Below are 19,467 nucleotides of genomic sequence, written 5' to 3' on the forward strand. Positions count from 1 at the left end.
CCTAGCCTTTCATGATCTCGGGCGCGACCTGCTTCACCGCGGCGACGATGTTGGGATAGGCGGCGCAGCGGCAGATATTTCCGCTCATATATTCGCGGATGTCGGCCTCGTTGCTGGCATGGCCCTCCTTGACGCAGGCAATTGCGGACATGATCTGGCCGGGCGTGCAATAGCCGCACTGGAACGCGTCGTTGTCGATGAAGGCCTGCTGCATCGGATGCAGGCGATCGTCGGTGGCGAGGCCCTCGATCGTCGTGATCTCCTGCCCCTCGGCCGCAAGCGCGAGCGTCAGGCACGACACCACCCGCCGGTCATCGATCAGAACCGTGCAGGCGCCGCACTGGCCGTGATCGCAGCCCTTCTTGCTGCCGGTGAGCTTGAGATGCTCGCGCAGCGCATCGAGCACCGTGGTTCGCGCGTCGATGTGCAGGCGCTTGTCCTTGCCGTTGACCCGCAGCGTGACATCGACGGGAAGCGCCGGATCCTGTGCCGCCGGGGCCCCGGCCTCCTCTGCGGCCGCGCGGGCCGTGAGCGGGACCAGCGCGCTGCCGGCCGCGCCGGCCATGAAGGCGCGCCGGTCGAATGTTGATTTCCTGGAACCTGGTGTGTCGGACATCGACGCCTCCGCCGCTGATCTCTCAAGGCAGCGCACGCCTGCACCGCTCATCGCCCCTTAACCGGAAGCAATGAGCTCCGTTCCGAACGGGAAAGGGCGATGCGGCAAATGCCGCATCGCCCTTCGTCAACTTTTCCTGATGTCGTGCGAGGAACTCGCGCTGCGATCAATAACCCAGGGCGCAGCCGTCCTTGCGCGGGTCGGAACCGCCGGTGAGCGTGCCCTTGTCCCAATCGATCCAGATCGCCTGCGCGCCGCCGAGCGGGCTGACCACGCTGGTGGTCTTGTGGCCGAGCTTCTTCAGGCCCTCGACGATTGCCGCCGGCACGCTGTCCTCGAGCTGATACTGGCCCTCGTAGTGCAGGCCGCGCGGCATGTCGATCGCTTCCTGCACGTCGCAGCCGTAATCGAGGATGTTGGTCAAGACATGGGTTTGGCCGGTCGGCTGATACTGTCCGCCCATCACGGCAAACGACATCGTCGAACGGCCGCCCTTGGTGAGCAGGCCGGGCATGATCGTGTGCAGCGGGCGCTTGCCGCCTTCGATGCAGTTGGGATGGCCGGGCTGGATGCGGAAGCCGCCGGCGCGGTTCTGGAACAGGACGCCGGTCTTGTTGGAGACGATCGCCGAGCCGAAGGAATGCGCGACTGAATTGATGAACGAGCAGACGTTGCGGTCCTTGTCCACCACCGTGATGTAGATCGTCGACGGATTCATCGGCGGCGCGACGTTCGGCAGGTCGAGCATGCCGTCCATCCGGATCTTGCTGATGTACTCGTCGGCGAAACCCTTCTCGAGCATCTCGGCGACGTTGATCTTCATGTGCTCGGGAGAGGCGACATGCATCTCGCGGTTCATGTAGGCGATGCGCGCGGCTTCCGCCTCGAGATGGAAACGCTCGACGCTGACGGGCGCGTACTTGGTCAGATCGAAGCGCGACAGGATGTTGAGCATCAAGAGCGCGGTGACGCCCGGGCCGTTCGGCGGGCACTGCCAGAAATCATAGCCCTTGTACATGGTGCCGATCGGCGTCGTCGTCTCGGTGGTGTGCGCGGCGAAATCGTCCAGCGTGTGCAGGCCGCCGATCCCACGCAGCGTCTCGACCATGTCTTCCGCGATCGGGCCCTTGTAGAAGGCATCGCGGCCGTCCTTGGCGATCGCCCGCAGGGTCTTGCCGAGCTCGGCCTGGCGGATGATGTCGCCGGCCACCGGCGGCTTGCCGCCCGGCAACAGGTAGCGAACCGTGTTGGTGCCGGCCTTCAGCTTCTCGAACTGGTTCTTCCAGTCGAAGGCGATGCGGGGCGCGACCACATAGCCCTCCTCGGCGGCCTTGATCGCGGGCTGGAGCAGCCGGTCGAAGCCGAACTTGCCGTGATCGCGCAAGACAGTGGCGAAGGCATCGACCACGCCGGGGATCGACACCGCATGCGCCGAGGTCAGCGGCACGGAGTTGATCTTGCGCTCGAGATACCAGTCGGCGTTCGCCGCCTTCGGCGCGCGGCCGGAGCCGTTATAGGCGACGATCCTGCCCTCGCCGCGCGGCTGGACCAGCGCGAAGCAGTCGCCGCCGATGCCGGTCGATTGCGGCTCGATCACGCCGAGCAAGGCCGAGCCTGCCACGGCCGCATCCACCGCGGTGCCGCCCTCGCGCAGCACCTCGATCGCCGCGAGCGAGGCCTGCGGGTGCGAGGTCGCAACCATCGCGTTGGTGGCGTGGACCGTGGACCTGCCGGGGAAATGGAAGTTTCTCATCGAATTTCTTGCTCTCTTGGCCGTGGGCGCGGGTGGCGCGCCATCTCGGAAAAAACCGGGTCTACATGACACATTCCCGCGGCCCTCGGCAATGCTGGCATGCCAGCGAAATGGCTGCCATCCGCTGGACGTATGGACCTTAGCGGCCGGCGGCGATGTGGGTTTTCCGAGCGGCGGGCGCCTGCTAAACGAGCCGCCATGTCTGATCCGCATTCGGTCACCAAGGTCGCAGCCTTCTACCAGTTCGCCGCCCTCCCGGATTACCGCGAGCTGCGCGAGCCCCTGCGCGCGTTCTGTGCCGGCCTGGAGCTGAAGGGCAGCGTGCTGCTGGCGCAGGAGGGCATCAACGGCACGCTCGCCGGCGCGCCGGCCGCGATCGACGCCTTCGCGCATGAGCTGGCGCACGGCGACCTGTTCGGCGGCTGGCTCGACAATCTCGAATTGAAATTCTCGACCGCCGGGGCGATGCCGTTCGGGCGGCTCAAGGTGCGGCTGAAGAAGGAGATCGTCACCCTTGGCGATGCCGCTGCCGATCCGACCCGCCAGGTCGGCACCTACGTCGATGCAAGCGAATGGAACGCGCTGATCTCCGCGCCCGACACGCTGCTGCTCGACACCCGCAACGCCTTCGAGGTGGCGATGGGAACGTTCGCGGGCGCGGTCGATCCCGGCATCAGGAGCTTCGGCCAGTTCAAGGATTTCGCCGCCGAGCGGCTCGATCCGGCAAAGCATCGGAAGATCGCGATGTTCTGCACCGGCGGCATCCGCTGCGAGAAGGCGAGCGCGCACCTGCTCGCGCGCGGATTTGCCGAGGTCTATCACCTCAAGGGCGGCATCCTCCGATATCTGGAAGAGGTGCCGGAGGCGCAGAGCCGATGGCGCGGCGAATGCTTTGTGTTCGACGAGCGCGTCGCGCTCGGCCACGGTTTGCGCGAACGGAATAAGGACGCAGCGCGTGACGAATGAGATCAGGACTCTGAGCGAGCGCATCGACACGCTGGAGACGCGGCTCGCCTATCAGGATGACACGATCGAGACGTTGAACCAGACCATCACCGCGCAGTGGAAGCAGATCGATCTGCTGACGCGAAAGATCGCGGAGCTCGGCGAGCGGCTGCAGGACGCCGAGGCCAATGCGCCTGGGCCTGCCAACGAGCCGCCGCCGCATTATTGAGCCGTCTACTGGCCGGACGCCTTGGGCATCAAATTCATGAGCTCGCCGGACATCATCAGGCGGTTGCGGCCTGCGTCCTTGGCCGCATAGAGCGCGCGGTCGGCCGCCTCGACCAGCGAGCTCACGCCCGCCGTGCGTTCCAGCGCGGGCCGGCACGTCGCGCCGCCGACCGAGGCGGTGACGCAGCCGGCCGCCTGATTGCTGTCATGAACGAGGCCGGCGTCGTGAATGGCCTTGCGGATCCGTTCGCCGACCTGGGCGCAGCCGACGGCATCGGTGTTCGGCAGCAGCATGGCAAATTCCTCGCCGCCATAGCGCGCCGCCAGATCGCCGGCGCGCTGCGTCTCGGCCGCGATGATCTTTGCGACCAGGCGCAGGCAGGCATCGCCTGCGGGGTGGCCGTATTCGTCGTTATAGGCCTTGAAATGATCGACATCGATCATGAGCAAGGCGAGGCTGGAGCGGTCGCGATAGGCGCGCGCCCATTCCTCCTTCAGCCGCTCGTCGAAGCGGCGGCGGTTGGCAAGGCCGGTGAGGCTGTCCTCGATCGCCAGCGTTTCGAGCCTGGTTTCCAGCTTCTTGTGCTCGGAGATGTCGCGGGAGATCGCGACCACGCCGTCGACGCGGCCATTGTCCTTGCGCGTCACCCGCATGGTCGATTCCAGCCAGACTTCGCCGTTCTGCCGGTGCGAGTTGCGGTAGGTGAGGCGCGCCTCCTCCCGCTCGCCACGCTTCATGGCGTCGACGACGGCCTGGACCGCCGGCAGATCCTCCGGATTGATGCCCGCCAGCGCCGGCGTGCCGATCAATTGATTGGGGCGCCAACCGACGACGCGCACGGACGAGGGCGAGACATAGCGCAAGTGCTCGTCGAGCCCGATGCGGGTCACCATGTCGCTGGAGCCTTCGGCGAGCAGGCGGAAATGCGCCTCCTTCTCGACCAGCGCCGCGGCCATGCGCTGGCCGCGCTGCAGCTGCCGCACCAGCACGGCGCCGATGACCGCGATCAGCATCACCAGCGCGACGACGTAGAGCATGCGGGAGATTGCCGCGGCACGCCAGGGTGCCAGCAACTCGTCCTTGTCGATCGTGGCCACGAGGAGCAGCGGGAAACGGCTGCTGCGCTTGAAGAAGCTGACGCGGTCGGCACCGTCCAGCGGCGACTTGAAATGGTAGGCGCCGCTCGGCCGCTGCAGGTTGGCGTCGCGGAAGAACGGCGTGTCGGAAACGCTGCGTCCGACGAACGTCTCGTTGCTGGGATTGCGCGCGATCATCAAGCCGTCGCCATGCGTGAGCGACACCGAGCTGTTGCGGCCGATCTCGAACTGCTCGTAGAAATGCGAAAGATACTTTGAGCTGATGGTCGCGATCACCACGCCGCCGAAGCTGCCGTCCGGCTTGTTGAAGCGGCGCGACAGCGTGACCACCCATTCTCCGTCCAGCAGGCTTTTTACGGGACGGCCGACATGAGGCTCTCGTTTCGGGGAGAGCCGATGATAGCGGAAGAACCCGTCATCGCTGAGCGTTGACCCGATCGTCCCAGGCGAGGTCAGCCAGTTGCCCTGGTCGTCGATGATGGCGAGGCTGTGAATGCGCTCGATGGCCTTCTTGCGCGCTTCCAACAGGATGCGCAGCTTTGCGATCGTGACCGGCGCAGTGCCGTCCATCTCGAGCCGGCTGACGACGCCAACAACGCCGGAATCCAGGAGATCGAGGCTGTCCTCGGCATGCTGGGTCAGCGACCGGGCGACGTTCGCCATTTCGGTCTCGGCACCCCTAAGCACCGCATCGCGCGCGGTCCATTCGCGCCAGCCGCTGACGCCGAGGATGGCCGCGCCGGTCAGCGCGACGAAAGCCGCCGCGCGCAACGGCAGGTGGCTCCATCCAGTTCGCTGGGTCGTAGCACTCATGCGGCAGAATTTCTCCGATGCTCGGAGCCTCTGCCGCTTCTATTAGTGAACTCTGAAATCGCGACGGCAATACGTAGCGTCTGCCGGTTTCCCGGTAGTCCTACGGACGCCGCAATCGGCGCATCGCTAACAAGATATTAGCGAACCTATCGGAATCCGGCGTGCGCCTCCGCCCGCTAGCTGAAGATCGCCTTGACCTTGTCCCAGAGCGAGGGACTGTCGGCCTCGGCATCGGCCTTCGAGGGCGTCGGCTGTGCCGCGCTCACGGGATCGGATGCCGGGAAGCTGTCCTTCAGCCCGGCGTCGAGCTTGGATTGCCGATCGGCGGCCAGCGCCTCGTGCAGATCGTCGGCGTGCTTGTCGGGCGGCGCGGGATTGAATGTCTCAGCCATGATGTCCTCCGTCAGGATCAACGCGGCGCTGCGGCGCTGGTTCCCCTGTTCCGCTGAGAGCCGAGGGTGTATCAGGAGCGATAACCCTGTTCAGGACCATTCGTGCCCCAATCTGCAAAAATGCCCTTCATCGACGTGCTCTCCGGCCAGCGCCAGAGCATCCCGCCCATGTGGATGATGCGGCAGGCCGGCCGCTATCTGCCGGAATATCGCGAGGTGCGCGCCAAGGCCGGCGGCTTCCTCGACCTCTGCTTCAATCCGGAGCTTGCGGCCGAGGTGACGCTGCAGCCGATCCGCAGGTTTGGCTTCGACGCCGCGATCATCTTCTCGGACATTCTCGTCATCCCCTACGCGCTCGGGCGCTCGGTGCGGTTCGAGGTCGGCGAGGGCCCGCGGCTGGATCCGCTGGATGATCCCGCCAAGGTCGCGACCCTCTCGCCGCGCGCCGACTTCGGCAAGCTCGAGCCGGTGTTCCAGGCGCTCAAGCTCGTGCGCGGCGCGCTGGACCCGAAGATCGCGCTGATCGGCTTCTGCGGCGCGCCGTGGACGGTCGCGACCTACATGGTCGCCGGCCAGGGCACGCCCGACCAGGCGCCGGCACGGATGATGGCCTACCGGCATCCGGAGGCGTTCGCTGAAATCATCGACGTGCTGGTCGAGAACTCAGTCCAATACCTGCTGGCGCAGCTCGAAGCCGGCGCCAATGCCTTGCAGATCTTCGACACCTGGGCGGGCGTGCTGCCGCCGGCCGAATTCGCGCGCTGGTCGGTCGAGCCGACGCGGCGCATCGTCGAGGGGGTGCGGGCCAAGGCGCCGGATGCCAAGATCATCGGCTTCCCCCGCGGCGCCGGCGCGCTGCTGCCGGCTTATGTCGAGGCGACCGGCGTCAATGCGGTCAGCATGGACTGGACCGCGGAGCCGGCCTTCATCCGCGACCACGTGCAGAGCAAGGTCGCCGTGCAGGGCAATCTCGATCCGCTGGTGCTGATCGCGGGCGGCGCCGCGCTCGATCGCGCGATCGACGACGTGCTGGCCAATTTCGCGCAAGGGCGCCTGATCTTCAATCTCGGCCACGGCATCCAGCCGGAAACGCCGATCGCCCATGTCGAGCAGATGATCAAGCGCGTGCGGGGCTGATCGGCGAGCGGTCTCTCCGCATCGTCATGGCCGGGCTCGTCCCGGCCATCCACGCCTTGCCACGCGACATGAAGAACGTGGATGCCCGGGACGAGCCCGGGCATGACGAGCTTCGCGATGAGGTTCAGCGCGGCCGGCTGCGCTCGATGATCTCGGCGGCGCCCTTGGTCAGCAGGTCCAGGCCCACCGCACGCCCGAGCTCGCGGGGGCGGTCGGCCGGGCCTTCGCGCGAAGCCTCGATGATGGTGTTGCCGGAAAGGTCGAGCACGGACGCTGTGAGCGACATCCGATCGCCCGCGATGGTCGAGAAGCCCGCCACCGGCGAATTGCAATGACCGTTCAGCACCCACAGCACTTCGCGCTCGGCGTCGGCGCAGGCATGCGCGGCGGGATCGTCGATCGATGACAGGATTTGTCGCGTCTGCCAGTCCTGCGCCGCGCATTCGACGGCGACGATGCCCTGCCCCGCCGCAGGCAGCATCTCAGCCGGGGTGAATTCATAGGCGATGCGGCCGGCGAGGCCGACGCGGTCGAGGCCCGACCGCGCCATGATCAACGCATCGGCCGGCCCCACGGCGCCGCCACCCGGCAGCCGCTGCATCTCGCCGTTGTCGAGCTTGCGCACGCGCGTATCGGCGGCGCCGCGGAAGTGGATCACCTCGACCTCCGGAAACAGCCGCCGTGCATAGGCGGCGCGGCGCACCGCGTTGGTGCCGAGCTTGAAACCGTTGCCGCGGGACTGGCGCAGCGCCGCCAAGGTCACGCCGTCACGCAGCACCAGAGCGTCGGTCGGCGGATCGCGCGACAGCGTGGCGCCGATGACGAGGCCGGGCGTGTCCTCGTTGCCCGGCATGTCCTTGAGCGAGTGCATTGCCGCGTGCAATTCGCCCGACCGCACGGCGGCCCGGATCTGCGCCACGAAGGCGCCGCCCTTGCCGCCATGCGGCAGCAGCTTGCTGGTCTGGTCGAGATCGCCCGTGGTGTCGAACTTGACGATCTCGACATCGAGACCGGGCACGGCGGCGGTCAGGCGGCGCGCGATCTCTTCCGTCTGGGCCAGCGCCATTGCGCTCTTGCGGGTGCCGATCTTCAGTCGCGTAGCCAAGTCCTGGTCCTTTCGAGAGGCGCGGGTTACCGCGCATCCTCCAATATCATGTCGGAGGCCTTTTCGGCGATCATGATGATCGGCGCATTGGTGTTCCCGGAGACGAGGTCCGGCATGATGGAGCCGTCGACGACCCGCAGGCCTTCGAGACCCCTCACCCTCAACCGCTGATCCACCACTGCGAGCGGGTCGTTGCCCATACGACAGGTCGAGGTAGGATGGTAGATGGTGCTGCCGCGCTCGCGGCAATAATCCAATATTTCGGCATCCGTAGCTACCTTCGCCCCGGGATCGTACTCGCTGACCACGAACGGCTTCAGGGCCGGAGCGTTCAGGATCTTGCGCAAGATCTTGATGCCTTCGACGTTGGTAGTGCGGTCGGTCTCGGTCGACATGTAGTTGATGCGGATTTCCGGCGGCACGGTCGGGTCGGCGCTTCTGATGCGCAGTGAACCGCGACTCTCGGGGCGGAGCTGGCACACTGAAGCGGTGAAGCCGGAGAAATCGTGCAGCTTCTCGCCCATCTTGTCGGTCGAGAACGGCAGGAAGTGCACCTGGATGTCGGGCGAGGCGAGCCGCGGGCTGGTCTTGAAGAACGCGCCCGCGGTGCCGGCGGCAATCGTCAGCCATCCCTTCCGGAACAGCGCATAACGCGCCCCGGCCATGGTGCGGCGGAGCGGATGATTGACGGTGTCGTTCAGCGTGATCTTCTGCGAGCAGCGCATCACGATGCGGACCTGCATGTGGTCCTGCAAGTCGTGACCGACGCCCGGCGCATCCAACACGACGTCAATGCCGTGCTTGCGCAGGAGATCGGCGGGACCGACGCCGGAGAGCTGAAGCAGCTGCGGCGAGTTGTAGGCGCCGCTCGACAGCACGATCTCTCTTCGCGCGCGGACCCGCCGCATTTGCACGCCTTGCCGATATTCGACGCCGACGGCGCGGCGGCCCTCGAACAGCACGCGGTGGCCGAGCGCGTTCGTTTCGATCTTGAGATTGCCGCGTGCCTTGGCCGGGCCGAGATAGGCCACCGAGGTCGAGGCGCGGCGGCCGTTGCGGGTCGTGGTCTGGAACAGGCCGACGCCCTCCTGCGTGGCGCCGTTGAAGTCGGGGTTGTAGGGCAGGCCGCTCTCGACCGCGGCGTCGATGAAGGCCTTTGACAGCGGGTCGGTGACGACCATGTTGGAGACCGGCAGCGGTCCGCCCGTGCCGTGATACTGATCGGCACCGCGCGACTGGTTCTCGGCCTTCTTGAAATAGGGCAGCACGTCGTCATAGCCCCAGCCGGTATTGCCGAGCTGGCGCCAGCGATCGTAATCCTCGTGCTGGCCGCGGACATAAAGCAGGCCGTTGATCGAGCTCGAGCCGCCCAGCGTCTTGCCACGCGGCTGGAACACCTGGCGGCCCTTCAGCTCGGGCTCCGGCTCGGTCTGGTACATCCAGTTGACGCTCTTCTCCTTGAACAGCTTGCCGTAGCCGAGCGGCACGTGGATCCAGATGTTGGAATCCTTTGGCCCGGCTTCGAGCAGCAGCACTGTGTGCTTGCCGTTCGCCGACAGCCTGTTGGCCAGCACGCAGCCGGCAGAGCCGGCGCCGACGATGATGTAATCGAACTCTGGATCGGACGGCGTGAGGGAGGAAGTTGCGTTCATGCGCTGCGGTTCTTCTTGTTGGAGCGGGCGTTCCGGTTCGTCACTAGCACGATCATGCCTTGACGCGCAGCGCCTCGACCAGCGACTTGAACGCACGGGCATATTCCGCGCCCGCCCTTGCGATGTCATCGCGCCCGGCGCAGGCGACCGCAGCCTCCGTGACGGCGCCGAGCAGCAGCCGCGCCAGGGGCTCGACCGGCTGCTTTGCGATCAGACCGGCCTCCATCGCCGCCGCCAGCGCGCGCGGCAGCTTGCCGCCAAAGTGTTTTGCGTCGATCTCGCGCCAGCGCTCCCAGCCGAGCACCGCGGGCCCGTCGCGCAAGATGATCTGGCCGGTCGGGCCGTCCGCGGTCGCGGCGAAGTAATGCTGGGTGCCGGCGACCATCGCGGCCAGCACGTCTTTCTCCGCGCGCGCAGCTCCGTCGATCTCGACGACGAGGTCGCGCGAAACCTGGTCGAACACGGCCTCGAACACCGCCTCCTTGGTCTTGAAGTGATGATAGACCGCGCCCTTGGCGACGCGGGCCCCCTCCGCGATCTCGTCCATGGTGGTGGCGGCAAAGCCTTGCGTCCCGAACAGGCGGCGGGCCGCCGTCAGGATCGCCTCCGATGTCGCCGCCCGTCGCTCCGCCTGCTTCGCCATGGGTCTCGTCTAGTCCAATCATCCGCCGGCCGCCAGTTGACTTTTCGACCACCGGTCGGTATTTACCGACTAACAGTCGGTTTATGTCCCGGAGGTGCATCATGCCGAGCCGTGAGATTGTCGAGGCGTTCGCAAAGAGGCTGGAGGACGGCGACTTCGTCGGAGCGATCCTCGACTACTACACGCCGAACGCCGCGACGTACGAGAATCTCGCCGCGCCGGTGGTCGGGCGCGACAAGCTCGCGGACAAGGAGCGTGGCGTGCTGGCGGCGTTCAAGGCCGTCACTGCCGTGCGCATCGGCCCGAGCCTGATCGATGGCGACATTGTCGCCAGCCGCTGGAAATTCTCCTTCACCAACGCCGACGGCGTGACGCGGACGCTGGAGGAGATCGCGTGGCAGACCTGGCGCGGCAACGAGATCCTCGAGGAGCGCTTCTTCTACGATCCGAAACAGCTCGGACGCTGAGTGTTTGCGGAAATTGCCACTATCGATACAGCATAACCACGGCCATGCCGATGAGAGGCGCAAGAAACCCGACGGCCTGCCACGCGGAGCCGTTGATCGACCACCGTCCATAGACGATGGTGCCGCCGTTCCGGGATAACGACCCCGGTTGATCCCGGAATGCTTTCCATCGCGCCTCGGCAGGCCCGAGAAAATCTTCCGGCTTGACCGTCATGTCGCCGCCGCTAAGCACCACCTGCATCATCTCACCTTTCGGCTGGAACATGGCTTCAGACCCGGGCGGCGCGAAGAAGCTGCGCTTCGGGGCGATATGCTGCTCATAGAACTCCTGACCGACCGTGACGGCCGCAGCGTATGGACTGACGTACGGCACCCCCGAGATGCCGGGAACGACGAGATGGCCCACCCCGCGCACCTCGTGCCAGGGAATGAAGAGACCCTTGAGCCAGGGCCTGTGAAACCGGATGCCGGCGGCGGACATGGAGACGACCGCCTGGTCGGCGTAGAGGTGCCGGTAAGCTGAAAACACAATCCATCCCAAGCCCAGATAGAGCAGCATCCAGCCGAAGACATTCAGCGATGGATTCACGAGACGGCTCCAATAGAGACTGGGCACGACGCCGCCATAACTGGAGCGTCCGCTTGGCCCGCCGACCAACACGCTGATCACACCGATCACGCCGGCGACGATGCTCAGGACAAGGACGCCGATCAACAATTCCAGAAGCAATGGCAGCCCGGACCGCCCGATCAGGGTCGTCAGTGCAAAGCCTGCGAACGCCAGCCCCAGGAGAGCCAGATAGACGACGGCCAAGGCCGCTCCGCTCTGGCCGCGGCTTTCGGCGTGAAGCGCGATCGCAAGGCCGGCGACGCAAGCCCACATCGCCCAGGGAAGGCGGTCCATCCGCCATTTGTCCATCGTGTATTCGACGGTTGCCGAAACGTCGGCTGAAGGCTCGCTCATGAACAGGGCCCTCGGGATCGCAAAAATATCCGTTGCCGACGCGGCGCACCGAAGCCTGGTCGGTCCACCAATCCTATCACGCGGTCGAGCACAACGTCACCCAAGGCCGAGGGCGCGGCAAGCCATCCCGCATTTGTATCGATTTGTTATCGATACTTGGCACGAACACGCAGAAGTGGGCGGCGCGAGCCCCGCGGCCAAGGATAATTCATAGTTCGTCAAAGGTTTGCAGCGAATTCTCCGCACCGAGCCGGACCAACGGCGCATGCAGGCTCTGGAATGCGGACTCAACTGACCACCTATTTCGCGCGGCTGTTTGCCGGCGATCTGTCGGCGTTCGGCGGTCCCGTGACGGACGAAGCCGTGGCCGGCCATATCCGTGCCGAGCAGATGTCGCTTGTGCTCGGCTATTCCGTCGGCATCATGCTGGCCAATGCCTGCAACGCCATCGTGCTCGCCATCGCGCTGTGGTCGTCGCCGGACCGGATCTCCGCGCTGATCTGGGGCGCCGCCGTCGCCGGCGCGGCGATCGCATTCGGCCTGCAATCCCGCACCGCGCGCCGCATCACCAAACCGCAATTCGTCTCGCGCCGCGCCATGCACCGCCTGGTGCGAAATGCCTTCGTCCTCGGCGCCGCCTGGGGCATCGTCCCCGCGGCCTTCTTCGCCGACGCCTCGACCGGCGGCCAGCTCGTCATCACCTGCCTGTGCTCGGGCATGCTGGCCGGCGGCGCGCTCGCCTTCGCCACTGTCCCGATCGCAGCCATCGCCTTCACGGCCCCGATCTTCGTCGGGATCGCCATTTGCCTCGGCAGGAGCGGCGATCTGGCCTTTGTCCTGATCGCCTTCCTCGTCGTGGTCTACGGCAGCGTGCTGTTGCGCGGCGTGTTCGTCAGTTCGTTCTCGTTCGCGCGGCGCGTCGCGCAGCAGATCGAGGCGGAGCGCACGGTGCGGCTGGATCCCCTGACCCACCTGCCTAACCGCGTCGCCTTCAACGAGACGCTCGAGGCTGCACTGAAGCGGCTGACGCTGTCCGGCGAGGAGTTTGCAGTGCTGCTGCTCGATCTCGATCGCTTCAAGGAGGTCAACGACCAGCTCGGCCATCCCGCCGGCGACGAATTCCTGGTCCAGGTCGCAAGCCGCCTGCAACGCTGCACACGCGCCGCCGAGCATGTCGCGCGCATCGGCGGCGACGAGTTCGCGCTGGTGATGGCCAATCTGGCGCGCCCGGAAGATGCCCTCGAGATCGCCGAGCGCTTCGTCGCGGCCTTCGACGAGCCGTTCCGCATCGAGGGCCGCCAGATCGTGGGCGCCACCAGCGTCGGCATCGTGCTGGCGCCACGCGACGGCAGCGCGCCGCTCGACATCATGAAGAATGCCGATACGGCGCTCTACCGCGCGAAGAAGGCGGGCCCCGGCACTATCCGCTTCTTCGAGGCCAGCGACGACAAGGTGTCGCGCGATCGCAAGGCGCTGCAATCGGACCTCGAGGGCGCGATCGCGCGCAACGAGCTGTTCCTCGTGTTCCAGCCGTTCCTCGACCTCGACCAAGGCCGGATCACCGGCTTCGAGGCGCTGCTGCGCTGGCAGCATCCCGAGCGCGGATTGGTGCCGCCGAGCGAATTCATCCCGATCGCGGAGGAGACCGGGCTGATCCACGAGATCGGCGAATGGGTCGTCCGCCGCGCCTGCGCGACGGTCGCCAAATGGCCTGACGAGATCAGGGTCGCCGTGAACTTCTCCGCGGCGCAGTTTCACAACGCCGGCATCCTCCAGATCATCGTGCAGGCGCTCCGCGAGGCGCGGATCGCCCCGCACCGGCTCGAGATCGAGATCACGGAATCGATGCTGCTGTCGAAATACGGCTTGGCCGAGCCGGTCCTGAACGCGCTGCTGCAGCTCGGCGTCACCGTGGCGCTGGACGATTTCGGGACGGGGTTCTCCTCCCTCACCTATCTGCGCAAGCTGCCGTTCAGCCGTATCAAGGTCGACCAGTCCTTCATCCGCGACATGCTGGTGCAGCCCGACTGCGCCGCGATCGTGAAATCGGTGATCGGCCTTGCCCGCGACCTCGACATCGGCGTGGTGGCCGAAGGCGTCGAGACCGCTGACCAGCTGGAATATCTCAGGCAGATCGGTTGCGACGAGATTCAGGGCTACCTGATCAGCCGCCCGGTGTCGGCGGACGGCGTGCTGGCGCTGCTGGAGACGAGGAACCTCCGGTCGACGTTCGCGGCTTGAGCTTGTCATTGTGGATTTCGACGCGTCCACAACGTCATGGCCAGGCTTGTCCCGGCCATCCACGATCGTCCTTAACGGCATCCAAGAACGTGGATGCCCGGGACAAGCCCGGGCATGACGACCTCGTTCAATGGCGGCTGTCCAACTAGATCGCGTCCGCCCGCAGCAGCGTGTCCACGGTGATGGTCCCCCGCGCGCGGGAGACGCAGGCGCAGATCTTCTGGTTGCTCTCTTTCTGGTGGTCGCTGAAGAAGACGTCGCGATGGTCGATCTCGCCGTCGACATCGACCACGTCGATGGCGCACAGGCCGCATTCGCCGCGCTTGCAGTCATACATCACGTCGTGGCCGCTGGCGTTGAGCACGTCAAGCATCGAGCGCTCGCGCGGGATTTCCAGCTCGACGTTCGAGCCCTTCAAGCGCACCCGGAACGCCTCGGTCGGCAGCGTGCCGCTGGAGCCGAAAGTCTCGTAGCGCAGGTCGGGCAGCGCATGGCCGGCTCCGATCCAGGCATGGCGCGCAGCGTCGAGCATGCGCATCGGGCCGCAGAAAAGCGCGAGCGCGCCCTTGGGGAGCGAGTCGAACAGCGCATCGATATCGAGCCGCTTGCCTTCGTCGCCGGCATGAACGACCAGGCGATCGCCGAGCAGCGCAGCGAGATCGTCGAGATAGGCCGCCTCTGGCCGCGAGCGCACCGCATAATGCAATTTGACGTCGGCCCCGCGCCGCACCAGCGCCTGCGCGGCACCGAGGATCGGCGTGATGCCGATACCGCCGGCAATCAGGCAATAGCTTTGGCGGGACCAGTCCACCGCAAGGAGCGAGGCCGGCTGGGTGATGTCGAGCCGCGCGCCCGGCTTGAGCTGCCACATGTAGCGCGAGCCGCCGCGGGAATCGTCGGCGCGGCGCACCGCGATCCTGAAGCCGTGCGGCGAGGCCTCGCCGACCAGCGAATAGGATCGCGTCTCCGGGAGGCCGTCGATGGTCACGCTGATATTGATGTGGCTGCCGACCGGATAGGCGACACCGTCATACTGATCGGGCCGGATCAGGAATTCGCGGATGCCGGGGGCGAGATCGCGCGTCGAGACGAGCGTTGCCGGAGTCCAGGTTTCGATGAAGCGCATGGTGGCGGCCCTCAGTCGGTTGCGGACTTGATCAGCGCCAGCGCCGGCAACAGGTCCAGATGGGTCCGGTTGCGCAGCGCAAGGCGCAAATTGCGCACCGCGAGCCGTGCGTGCTCGCGCATGATCGCTTCGGCGCGCGCGCCTTCGCGGTTCTCGATCGCGTCGATCACGACGCGGTGGTGATCCTGGGCGATGATCAGGATCTGCTGCGCCTCCGGCAGCGCCGACTGCGCCATCACGAAGCCGCTGGGAGATGCGAACGGCAGCGCCGAGGCGCGGTCGATCTGGCGGATCACGGGCGGGCTGCGCGACAATTCGGTGAGCAGCGCGTGGAAGCGCGCGTTCAGCGTGACATAGGACGAGAACGCCTCGATCGAGATCGGCACCTGGCGCAGCAATTCGTCGATCGCGGCCAGGCACTCCTTCAGCGGCTCGAGTTCGCGCGCGGAGACGCCGCGCTCGGCCGCAAAGCGCGCGGCGAGGCCTTCGAGCGTGCCGCGCAGCTCGATGGAATCGGAGATGTCGCGCTCGGAGAACGCCTTCACCATGAAGCCGCCGGAGGGAATCGCCTCCAGGAGGCCCTCCTCCTCCAGCCGCACCAGCGCCATGCGCACCGGCGTGCGCGAGGCGCCGGTGGTCTCCACCGCCTGCAGCTCGGAGATGCGCTCGCCCGGCCGCAAGGCGCCGGACAGGATCTGGTCGCGCAGCGCGAGCTGCGCCTTCACGGTCTGCGAGACGGAGCGGTCGACCTCACGCTCAGCCATGACCTACTCCGCGGCCTGAAGGCGCTGCGGCGCGCTTTCCTTCGCCACCATCTTGTCGATCAGCTTGCGCGACCACATCGCGCCGGCGTCGATGTTGAGGTTGTAGAAGATGCGGTCCGGATTCTCGTCCATGGCGCGCTGCTGCGCTTCGAGGATCAATTCGTCCTCGCGGAAGATGCCGGAGACGCCCTCGCGGATCTCGGACGTGATGCGCTGCTCACCGAGCTGGTAGTTGCGCACGAAGGCCCAGAAATAGTGGCAGGTCTTCTCGGTCTCCGGCGTGATGGTGTTGAGCACGAAGCCGTTGACGCCCTGCGAGCGGTCGCCTTCCGGCGCGCCGGTGCCCGTTGGCGCCACGCCGACATCGATCGCGATGGTGCACGGCGCCTCGAAACGGATGATCTGCCAGCGGTCGACGAGGCCGGGCTTGCCGAGCTGCTTGGCCCAGAACGGCGGCGGCTCGATGTTCCGCATCCAGCGCGTCACCGTGACGGTCTTCTCGCCATGGGTGACGTCGAACGGCGCCTCGGCGACCGCTTCGTTGCCGATCGAGGAACCGTGCACGAAGGTCTCGTGGGTGAGATCCATGAGATTGTCGAGCACGAGGCGGTAGTCGCATTTGACGTGGATGGTCTTGCCGTCGCCGGCCCAGGCCGGATCGTGGTTCCAGTGCAGGTCGGGGACGAGCGCGGGATCGGCCAGCGCGGGATCGCCCATCCAGAGCCAGATGTAGCGGTGGCGCTCGACCACGGGATAGGAGCGCACGCAGGCCGACGGATTGATGGTCTCCTGCGAGGGCATGAAGGTGCAGCGGCCCTGCGCATTGAATTTCAGGCCGTGATAGCCGCAGACCACGGTGTCGCCTTCGAGCCGGCCCTTGGACAGCGGCACCAGGCGATGCCAGCAGGCGTCCTCCAGCGCGGCGACCGAACCGTCGGCCTTGCGATACATCACGACATGCTTGCCGCAGATCGTCCGCGGCAACAGCGCCGGCTTCACCTCGGCATCCCAGGCGGCAGCGTACCAGGCGTTCATCGGGAAGGGCTTTGTCATCGGTCTCACTCCCACGGCGTTGTATGCGTTATGTATACAATAGCGGGGGATTGAGATTGTTCAAGGTCGAAATAACTCTACGATATTACCTACTTGTCATTGTATGTATACAGCATCGTCTTCGGATGGTCGCCAGTGGGTAGCGCCTCGGGCGCCGTCATGGCCGGGCCTGTCCCGGCCATCCACGCTCTTGTCGTCCGGCACGAAGAACGTGATGCCCGGGACAAGCCCGGGCATGACGACCTCTCGTGAATCTTTTACGCCGCGAATACCTTCGCCAGACCCGCCTGCGCCTCTTCCTGAATCCGCTTCAGGTGTTCGGTGCTGCGGAAGCTCTCCGCGTAGATCTTGTAGACGTCCTCTGTCCCCGACGGCCTTGCCGCGAACCACCCGAAATCGGTCTCGACCTTGATGCCGCCGAAGGGCTGGCCGTTGCCGGGGGCCTTGCTCAAGGTGGCACGGACCGGATCGCCGGCGAGATTCTTCAGACCGAGCTGCTCGGGCGTGACCGACTTCAGGATGGTCTTCTGCGGCCCTGTCGCCGCGACGTCGATGCGGGCGTAATGCGGCACGCCGAACTCGGCGGTGAGGTCGCCAAACAGCTGGCTCGGATCGCGGCCGGTCCTGGCCATGATCTCGGCGGCGAGCAGGCCGAGGATGATGCCGTCCTTGTCGGTGGTCCACACCCCGCCGTCGCGGCGCAGGAACGAGGCCCCCGCACTCTCCTCGCCGCCGAAGCCGAAGCCGCCGGTGAGCAGGCCGTCGACGAACCATTTGAAGCCGACCGGCGTCTCGACCAGCTTGCGGCCGAGCTTCTTGGCGACGCGATCGATGATCGAGCTCGACACCACGGTCTTGCCGATCGCGGCGTCCTTGCCCCAGTTCGGCCGATGCGCGAACAGATAGGAGATCGCGGTCGCCAGATAATGGTTCGGGTTCATCAGGCCGCCGGATCGCGTCACGATGCCGTGGCGGTCGGCATCGGTGTCGTTGGCAAAGGCGACGTCGAAGCGGTCGCGCATCGCGATCAGGCTCGCCATGGCGTAGGGCGAGGAACAGTCCATGCGGATCTTGCCGTCCCAGTCCACCGTCATGAAGCGGAAGGTCGGATCGATCGCCTCGTTCACCACGGTGGCCTTCAGGCCGTAGCGCTCGATGATCGGATGCCAATAACGCACGGCGGCGCCGCCGAGCGGGTCGATGCCGATGTTGATGCCGGCGGATTTGACGAGCTCGAGATCGACGACCTCGCCGAGAGCTGCGACATAGGGCGTGACGAAGTCGGTCGGGTGGACGTTCGATGATTTCAGCGCCATGGCATAGTCCATGCGCTTGACGCCCTTGAGAGCGTCGGCGAGGTAGGCATTGGCGCGCTTCTCGACCACGCCCGTGACATCGGTGTCGGCCGGGCCGCCATGCGGCGGATTGTATTTGTAGCCGCCATCGTCCGGCGGGTTGTGCGAGGGCGTGATGACGACGCCGTCGGCCAGGCCGTCAGTGCGGCCCTTGTTGTAGGCGAGGATCGCGCGCGAGATCACCGGCGTCGGCGTGTAGCCGCCGTCCTTGTCGATCATGACGTCGACGCCGTTGGCGGCGAACACCTCGACGGCACTGACCAGCGCCGGCTCGGCCAGGGCGTGGGTGTCGATGCCGATGAAGAGCGGGCCGGTCAGCCCCTTTTCCTTTCGATGGTCGCAGATCGCCTGCGTGGTCGCGAGGATATGGCCTTCGTTGAACGTGTTCTTGAACGAGGTGCCGCGATGGCCGGAGGTGCCGAACGCCACGCGCTGCGCGGGATCCGCGACATCGGGCTTGCCGGCGAAATAGGCCGTCACCAGCCGCGGAATATTGGTGAGCGCGTCCGGCGAAGCCTGCTTGCCCGCCGCGGGATGAACATCAGCCACTGGAATATCCTCGTCCTTGTCAAATTGAGGCCCTGCCGCACCATAGCATTGGGCTTGCACACGCCAACTCAAAAGCCATCGGCCGACGCCGGCAACAAATGGCCGCATTTGGGTCCATGAATTGGGACATGACCATTCTCGCAACGGCCGTACTGCTCGCCAGTTCCTTGGCGCTATCGTCTCCCAGATACGTCGAGCGAACGGGCGTCGAACTCAACCCGACGCTGCGCAACGCAGCCGTGGATCATGACCTCGCCAAGGTAAGGCGCCGGTTCGAGCGGGAGCTCCGTAGCGACACCACGGACAGCTTCGGCGCATCCACCAGGCGCTAGTGCCGTAGGGGTGGGCAAAGCGGCGCGTGCCCAGGTATCTTTCGCGGTCGAGAGCGATCGTGGGCACGGCGCAAGAGCGCCTTTGCCCACCCTACGAGATCGAGCTTGTGACACGCAGTTTGACTCATAGACACGCCTTCGCAGCCTCGCGGCTGAATTCGCCCGAGCTTTGCATGATCACTCCGCCCTCAAATCCAGGAGGGCGCAGGGAAGGCCGGGTGCTGACAACGCACC

At 66.0% G+C, this 19,467-nt stretch carries 18 protein-coding genes; 6 read left to right on the forward strand and 12 right to left on the reverse strand.

What is annotated here, in order from left to right; translation table 11 throughout:
• Position 1 precedes the first annotated feature (1 nt).
• Positions 2-565 (reverse strand): (2Fe-2S)-binding protein, encoded by a 564-nt coding sequence (locus WI560_RS25500; RefSeq protein WP_375308908.1) that lies wholly within the window; start codon positions 563-565, stop codon positions 2-4.
• Positions 566-782: 217 nt separating this feature from the next.
• The gene (ggt, locus tag WI560_RS25505; protein WP_375305393.1) at positions 783-2,369 is read right to left on the reverse strand and encodes a gamma-glutamyltransferase; all 1,587 of its coding nucleotides are present in this window, start codon (positions 2,367-2,369) and stop codon (positions 783-785) included.
• A gap of 198 nt (positions 2,370-2,567) precedes the next feature.
• Here ggt and WI560_RS25510 point away from each other — a divergent pair, with 198 nt between their 5' ends.
• Together WI560_RS25510 and WI560_RS25515 are read left to right on the forward strand one after the other, a co-directional pair.
• Complete coding sequence (locus tag WI560_RS25510; RefSeq protein ID WP_375305394.1) at positions 2,568-3,335, forward strand: rhodanese-related sulfurtransferase; 768 nt, start codon at positions 2,568-2,570, stop codon at positions 3,333-3,335.
• A complete protein-coding gene (locus WI560_RS25515; RefSeq protein ID WP_257176205.1) occupies positions 3,325-3,543 on the forward strand; it encodes a SlyX family protein in 219 nt (72 codons plus the stop codon). The genes WI560_RS25510 and WI560_RS25515 overlap by 11 nt, the downstream gene beginning before the upstream one ends.
• A 5-nt stretch (positions 3,544-3,548) precedes the next feature.
• Here the strand turns inward: WI560_RS25515 and WI560_RS25520 are convergent, their stop codons facing one another.
• Together WI560_RS25520 and WI560_RS25525 are read right to left on the reverse strand one after the other, a co-directional pair.
• Positions 3,549-5,453, reverse strand: coding sequence for a diguanylate cyclase (locus WI560_RS25520; protein WP_375305395.1), 1,905 nt, complete (start codon positions 5,451-5,453; stop codon positions 3,549-3,551).
• Between the two features lie 176 nt (positions 5,454-5,629).
• Complete coding sequence (locus WI560_RS25525) at positions 5,630-5,845, reverse strand: hypothetical protein (RefSeq protein ID WP_257176207.1); 216 nt, start codon at positions 5,843-5,845, stop codon at positions 5,630-5,632.
• A gap of 102 nt (positions 5,846-5,947) precedes the next feature.
• On the opposite strand from WI560_RS25525, the gene hemE reads away from it, so the two are divergent.
• Positions 5,948-6,982, forward strand: coding sequence for a uroporphyrinogen decarboxylase (gene hemE, locus WI560_RS25530; protein ID WP_375305396.1), 1,035 nt, complete (start codon positions 5,948-5,950; stop codon positions 6,980-6,982).
• 124 nt (positions 6,983-7,106) lie between these two features.
• Here the strand turns inward: hemE and hemC are convergent, their stop codons facing one another.
• From hemC to WI560_RS25545, 3 genes are read right to left on the reverse strand one after another with little or no spacing between them, the layout of a single operon-like run.
• Positions 7,107-8,087 (reverse strand): hydroxymethylbilane synthase, encoded by a 981-nt coding sequence (gene hemC / locus WI560_RS25535; protein WP_375305397.1) that lies wholly within the window; start codon positions 8,085-8,087, stop codon positions 7,107-7,109.
• Between the two features lie 26 nt (positions 8,088-8,113).
• A complete protein-coding gene (locus WI560_RS25540; RefSeq protein ID WP_375305398.1) occupies positions 8,114-9,739 on the reverse strand; it encodes a GMC family oxidoreductase in 1,626 nt (541 codons plus the stop codon).
• A 52-nt stretch (positions 9,740-9,791) separates the two neighbouring features.
• A complete protein-coding gene (locus WI560_RS25545) occupies positions 9,792-10,382 on the reverse strand; it encodes a TetR/AcrR family transcriptional regulator (protein ID WP_375305399.1) in 591 nt (196 codons plus the stop codon).
• A gap of 101 nt (positions 10,383-10,483) precedes the next feature.
• On the opposite strand from WI560_RS25545, the gene WI560_RS25550 reads away from it, so the two are divergent.
• The gene (locus tag WI560_RS25550) at positions 10,484-10,849 is read left to right on the forward strand and encodes a nuclear transport factor 2 family protein (protein ID WP_375305400.1); all 366 of its coding nucleotides are present in this window, start codon (positions 10,484-10,486) and stop codon (positions 10,847-10,849) included.
• Between the two features lie 19 nt (positions 10,850-10,868).
• On the opposite strand, the gene WI560_RS25555 is transcribed toward WI560_RS25550, so the two are convergent.
• Complete coding sequence (locus tag WI560_RS25555; RefSeq protein WP_375305401.1) at positions 10,869-11,813, reverse strand: hypothetical protein; 945 nt, start codon at positions 11,811-11,813, stop codon at positions 10,869-10,871.
• A gap of 279 nt (positions 11,814-12,092) precedes the next feature.
• Here WI560_RS25555 and WI560_RS25560 point away from each other — a divergent pair, with 279 nt between their 5' ends.
• Positions 12,093-14,054, forward strand: coding sequence for a putative bifunctional diguanylate cyclase/phosphodiesterase (locus WI560_RS25560; RefSeq protein ID WP_375305402.1), 1,962 nt, complete (start codon positions 12,093-12,095; stop codon positions 14,052-14,054).
• A 145-nt stretch (positions 14,055-14,199) separates the two neighbouring features.
• On the opposite strand, the gene WI560_RS25565 is transcribed toward WI560_RS25560, so the two are convergent.
• The 4 genes from WI560_RS25565 to pgm form a co-directional block, all read right to left on the reverse strand.
• The gene (locus tag WI560_RS25565) at positions 14,200-15,180 is read right to left on the reverse strand and encodes a PDR/VanB family oxidoreductase (protein ID WP_375305403.1); all 981 of its coding nucleotides are present in this window, start codon (positions 15,178-15,180) and stop codon (positions 14,200-14,202) included.
• An 11-nt stretch (positions 15,181-15,191) separates the two neighbouring features.
• Positions 15,192-15,944, reverse strand: a complete 753-nt coding sequence (locus WI560_RS25570) for a GntR family transcriptional regulator (protein ID WP_375305404.1) — start codon at positions 15,942-15,944, stop codon at positions 15,192-15,194.
• Between the two features lie 3 nt (positions 15,945-15,947).
• A complete protein-coding gene (locus tag WI560_RS25575; RefSeq protein ID WP_257195652.1) occupies positions 15,948-16,997 on the reverse strand; it encodes an aromatic ring-hydroxylating dioxygenase subunit alpha in 1,050 nt (349 codons plus the stop codon).
• A 257-nt stretch (positions 16,998-17,254) separates the two neighbouring features.
• Positions 17,255-18,901, reverse strand: a complete 1,647-nt coding sequence (gene pgm / locus WI560_RS25580; protein WP_375305405.1) for a phosphoglucomutase (alpha-D-glucose-1,6-bisphosphate-dependent) — start codon at positions 18,899-18,901, stop codon at positions 17,255-17,257.
• A gap of 128 nt (positions 18,902-19,029) precedes the next feature.
• Here pgm and WI560_RS25585 point away from each other — a divergent pair, with 128 nt between their 5' ends.
• A complete protein-coding gene (locus tag WI560_RS25585) occupies positions 19,030-19,233 on the forward strand; it encodes a hypothetical protein (protein ID WP_155253332.1) in 204 nt (67 codons plus the stop codon).
• The last annotated feature ends 234 nt before the right edge of the window (positions 19,234-19,467 follow it).

This window comes from Bradyrhizobium sp. A11, assembly GCF_042077125.1.
Taxonomy (GTDB): Bacteria; Pseudomonadota; Alphaproteobacteria; order Rhizobiales; family Xanthobacteraceae; genus Bradyrhizobium; species Bradyrhizobium japonicum_B.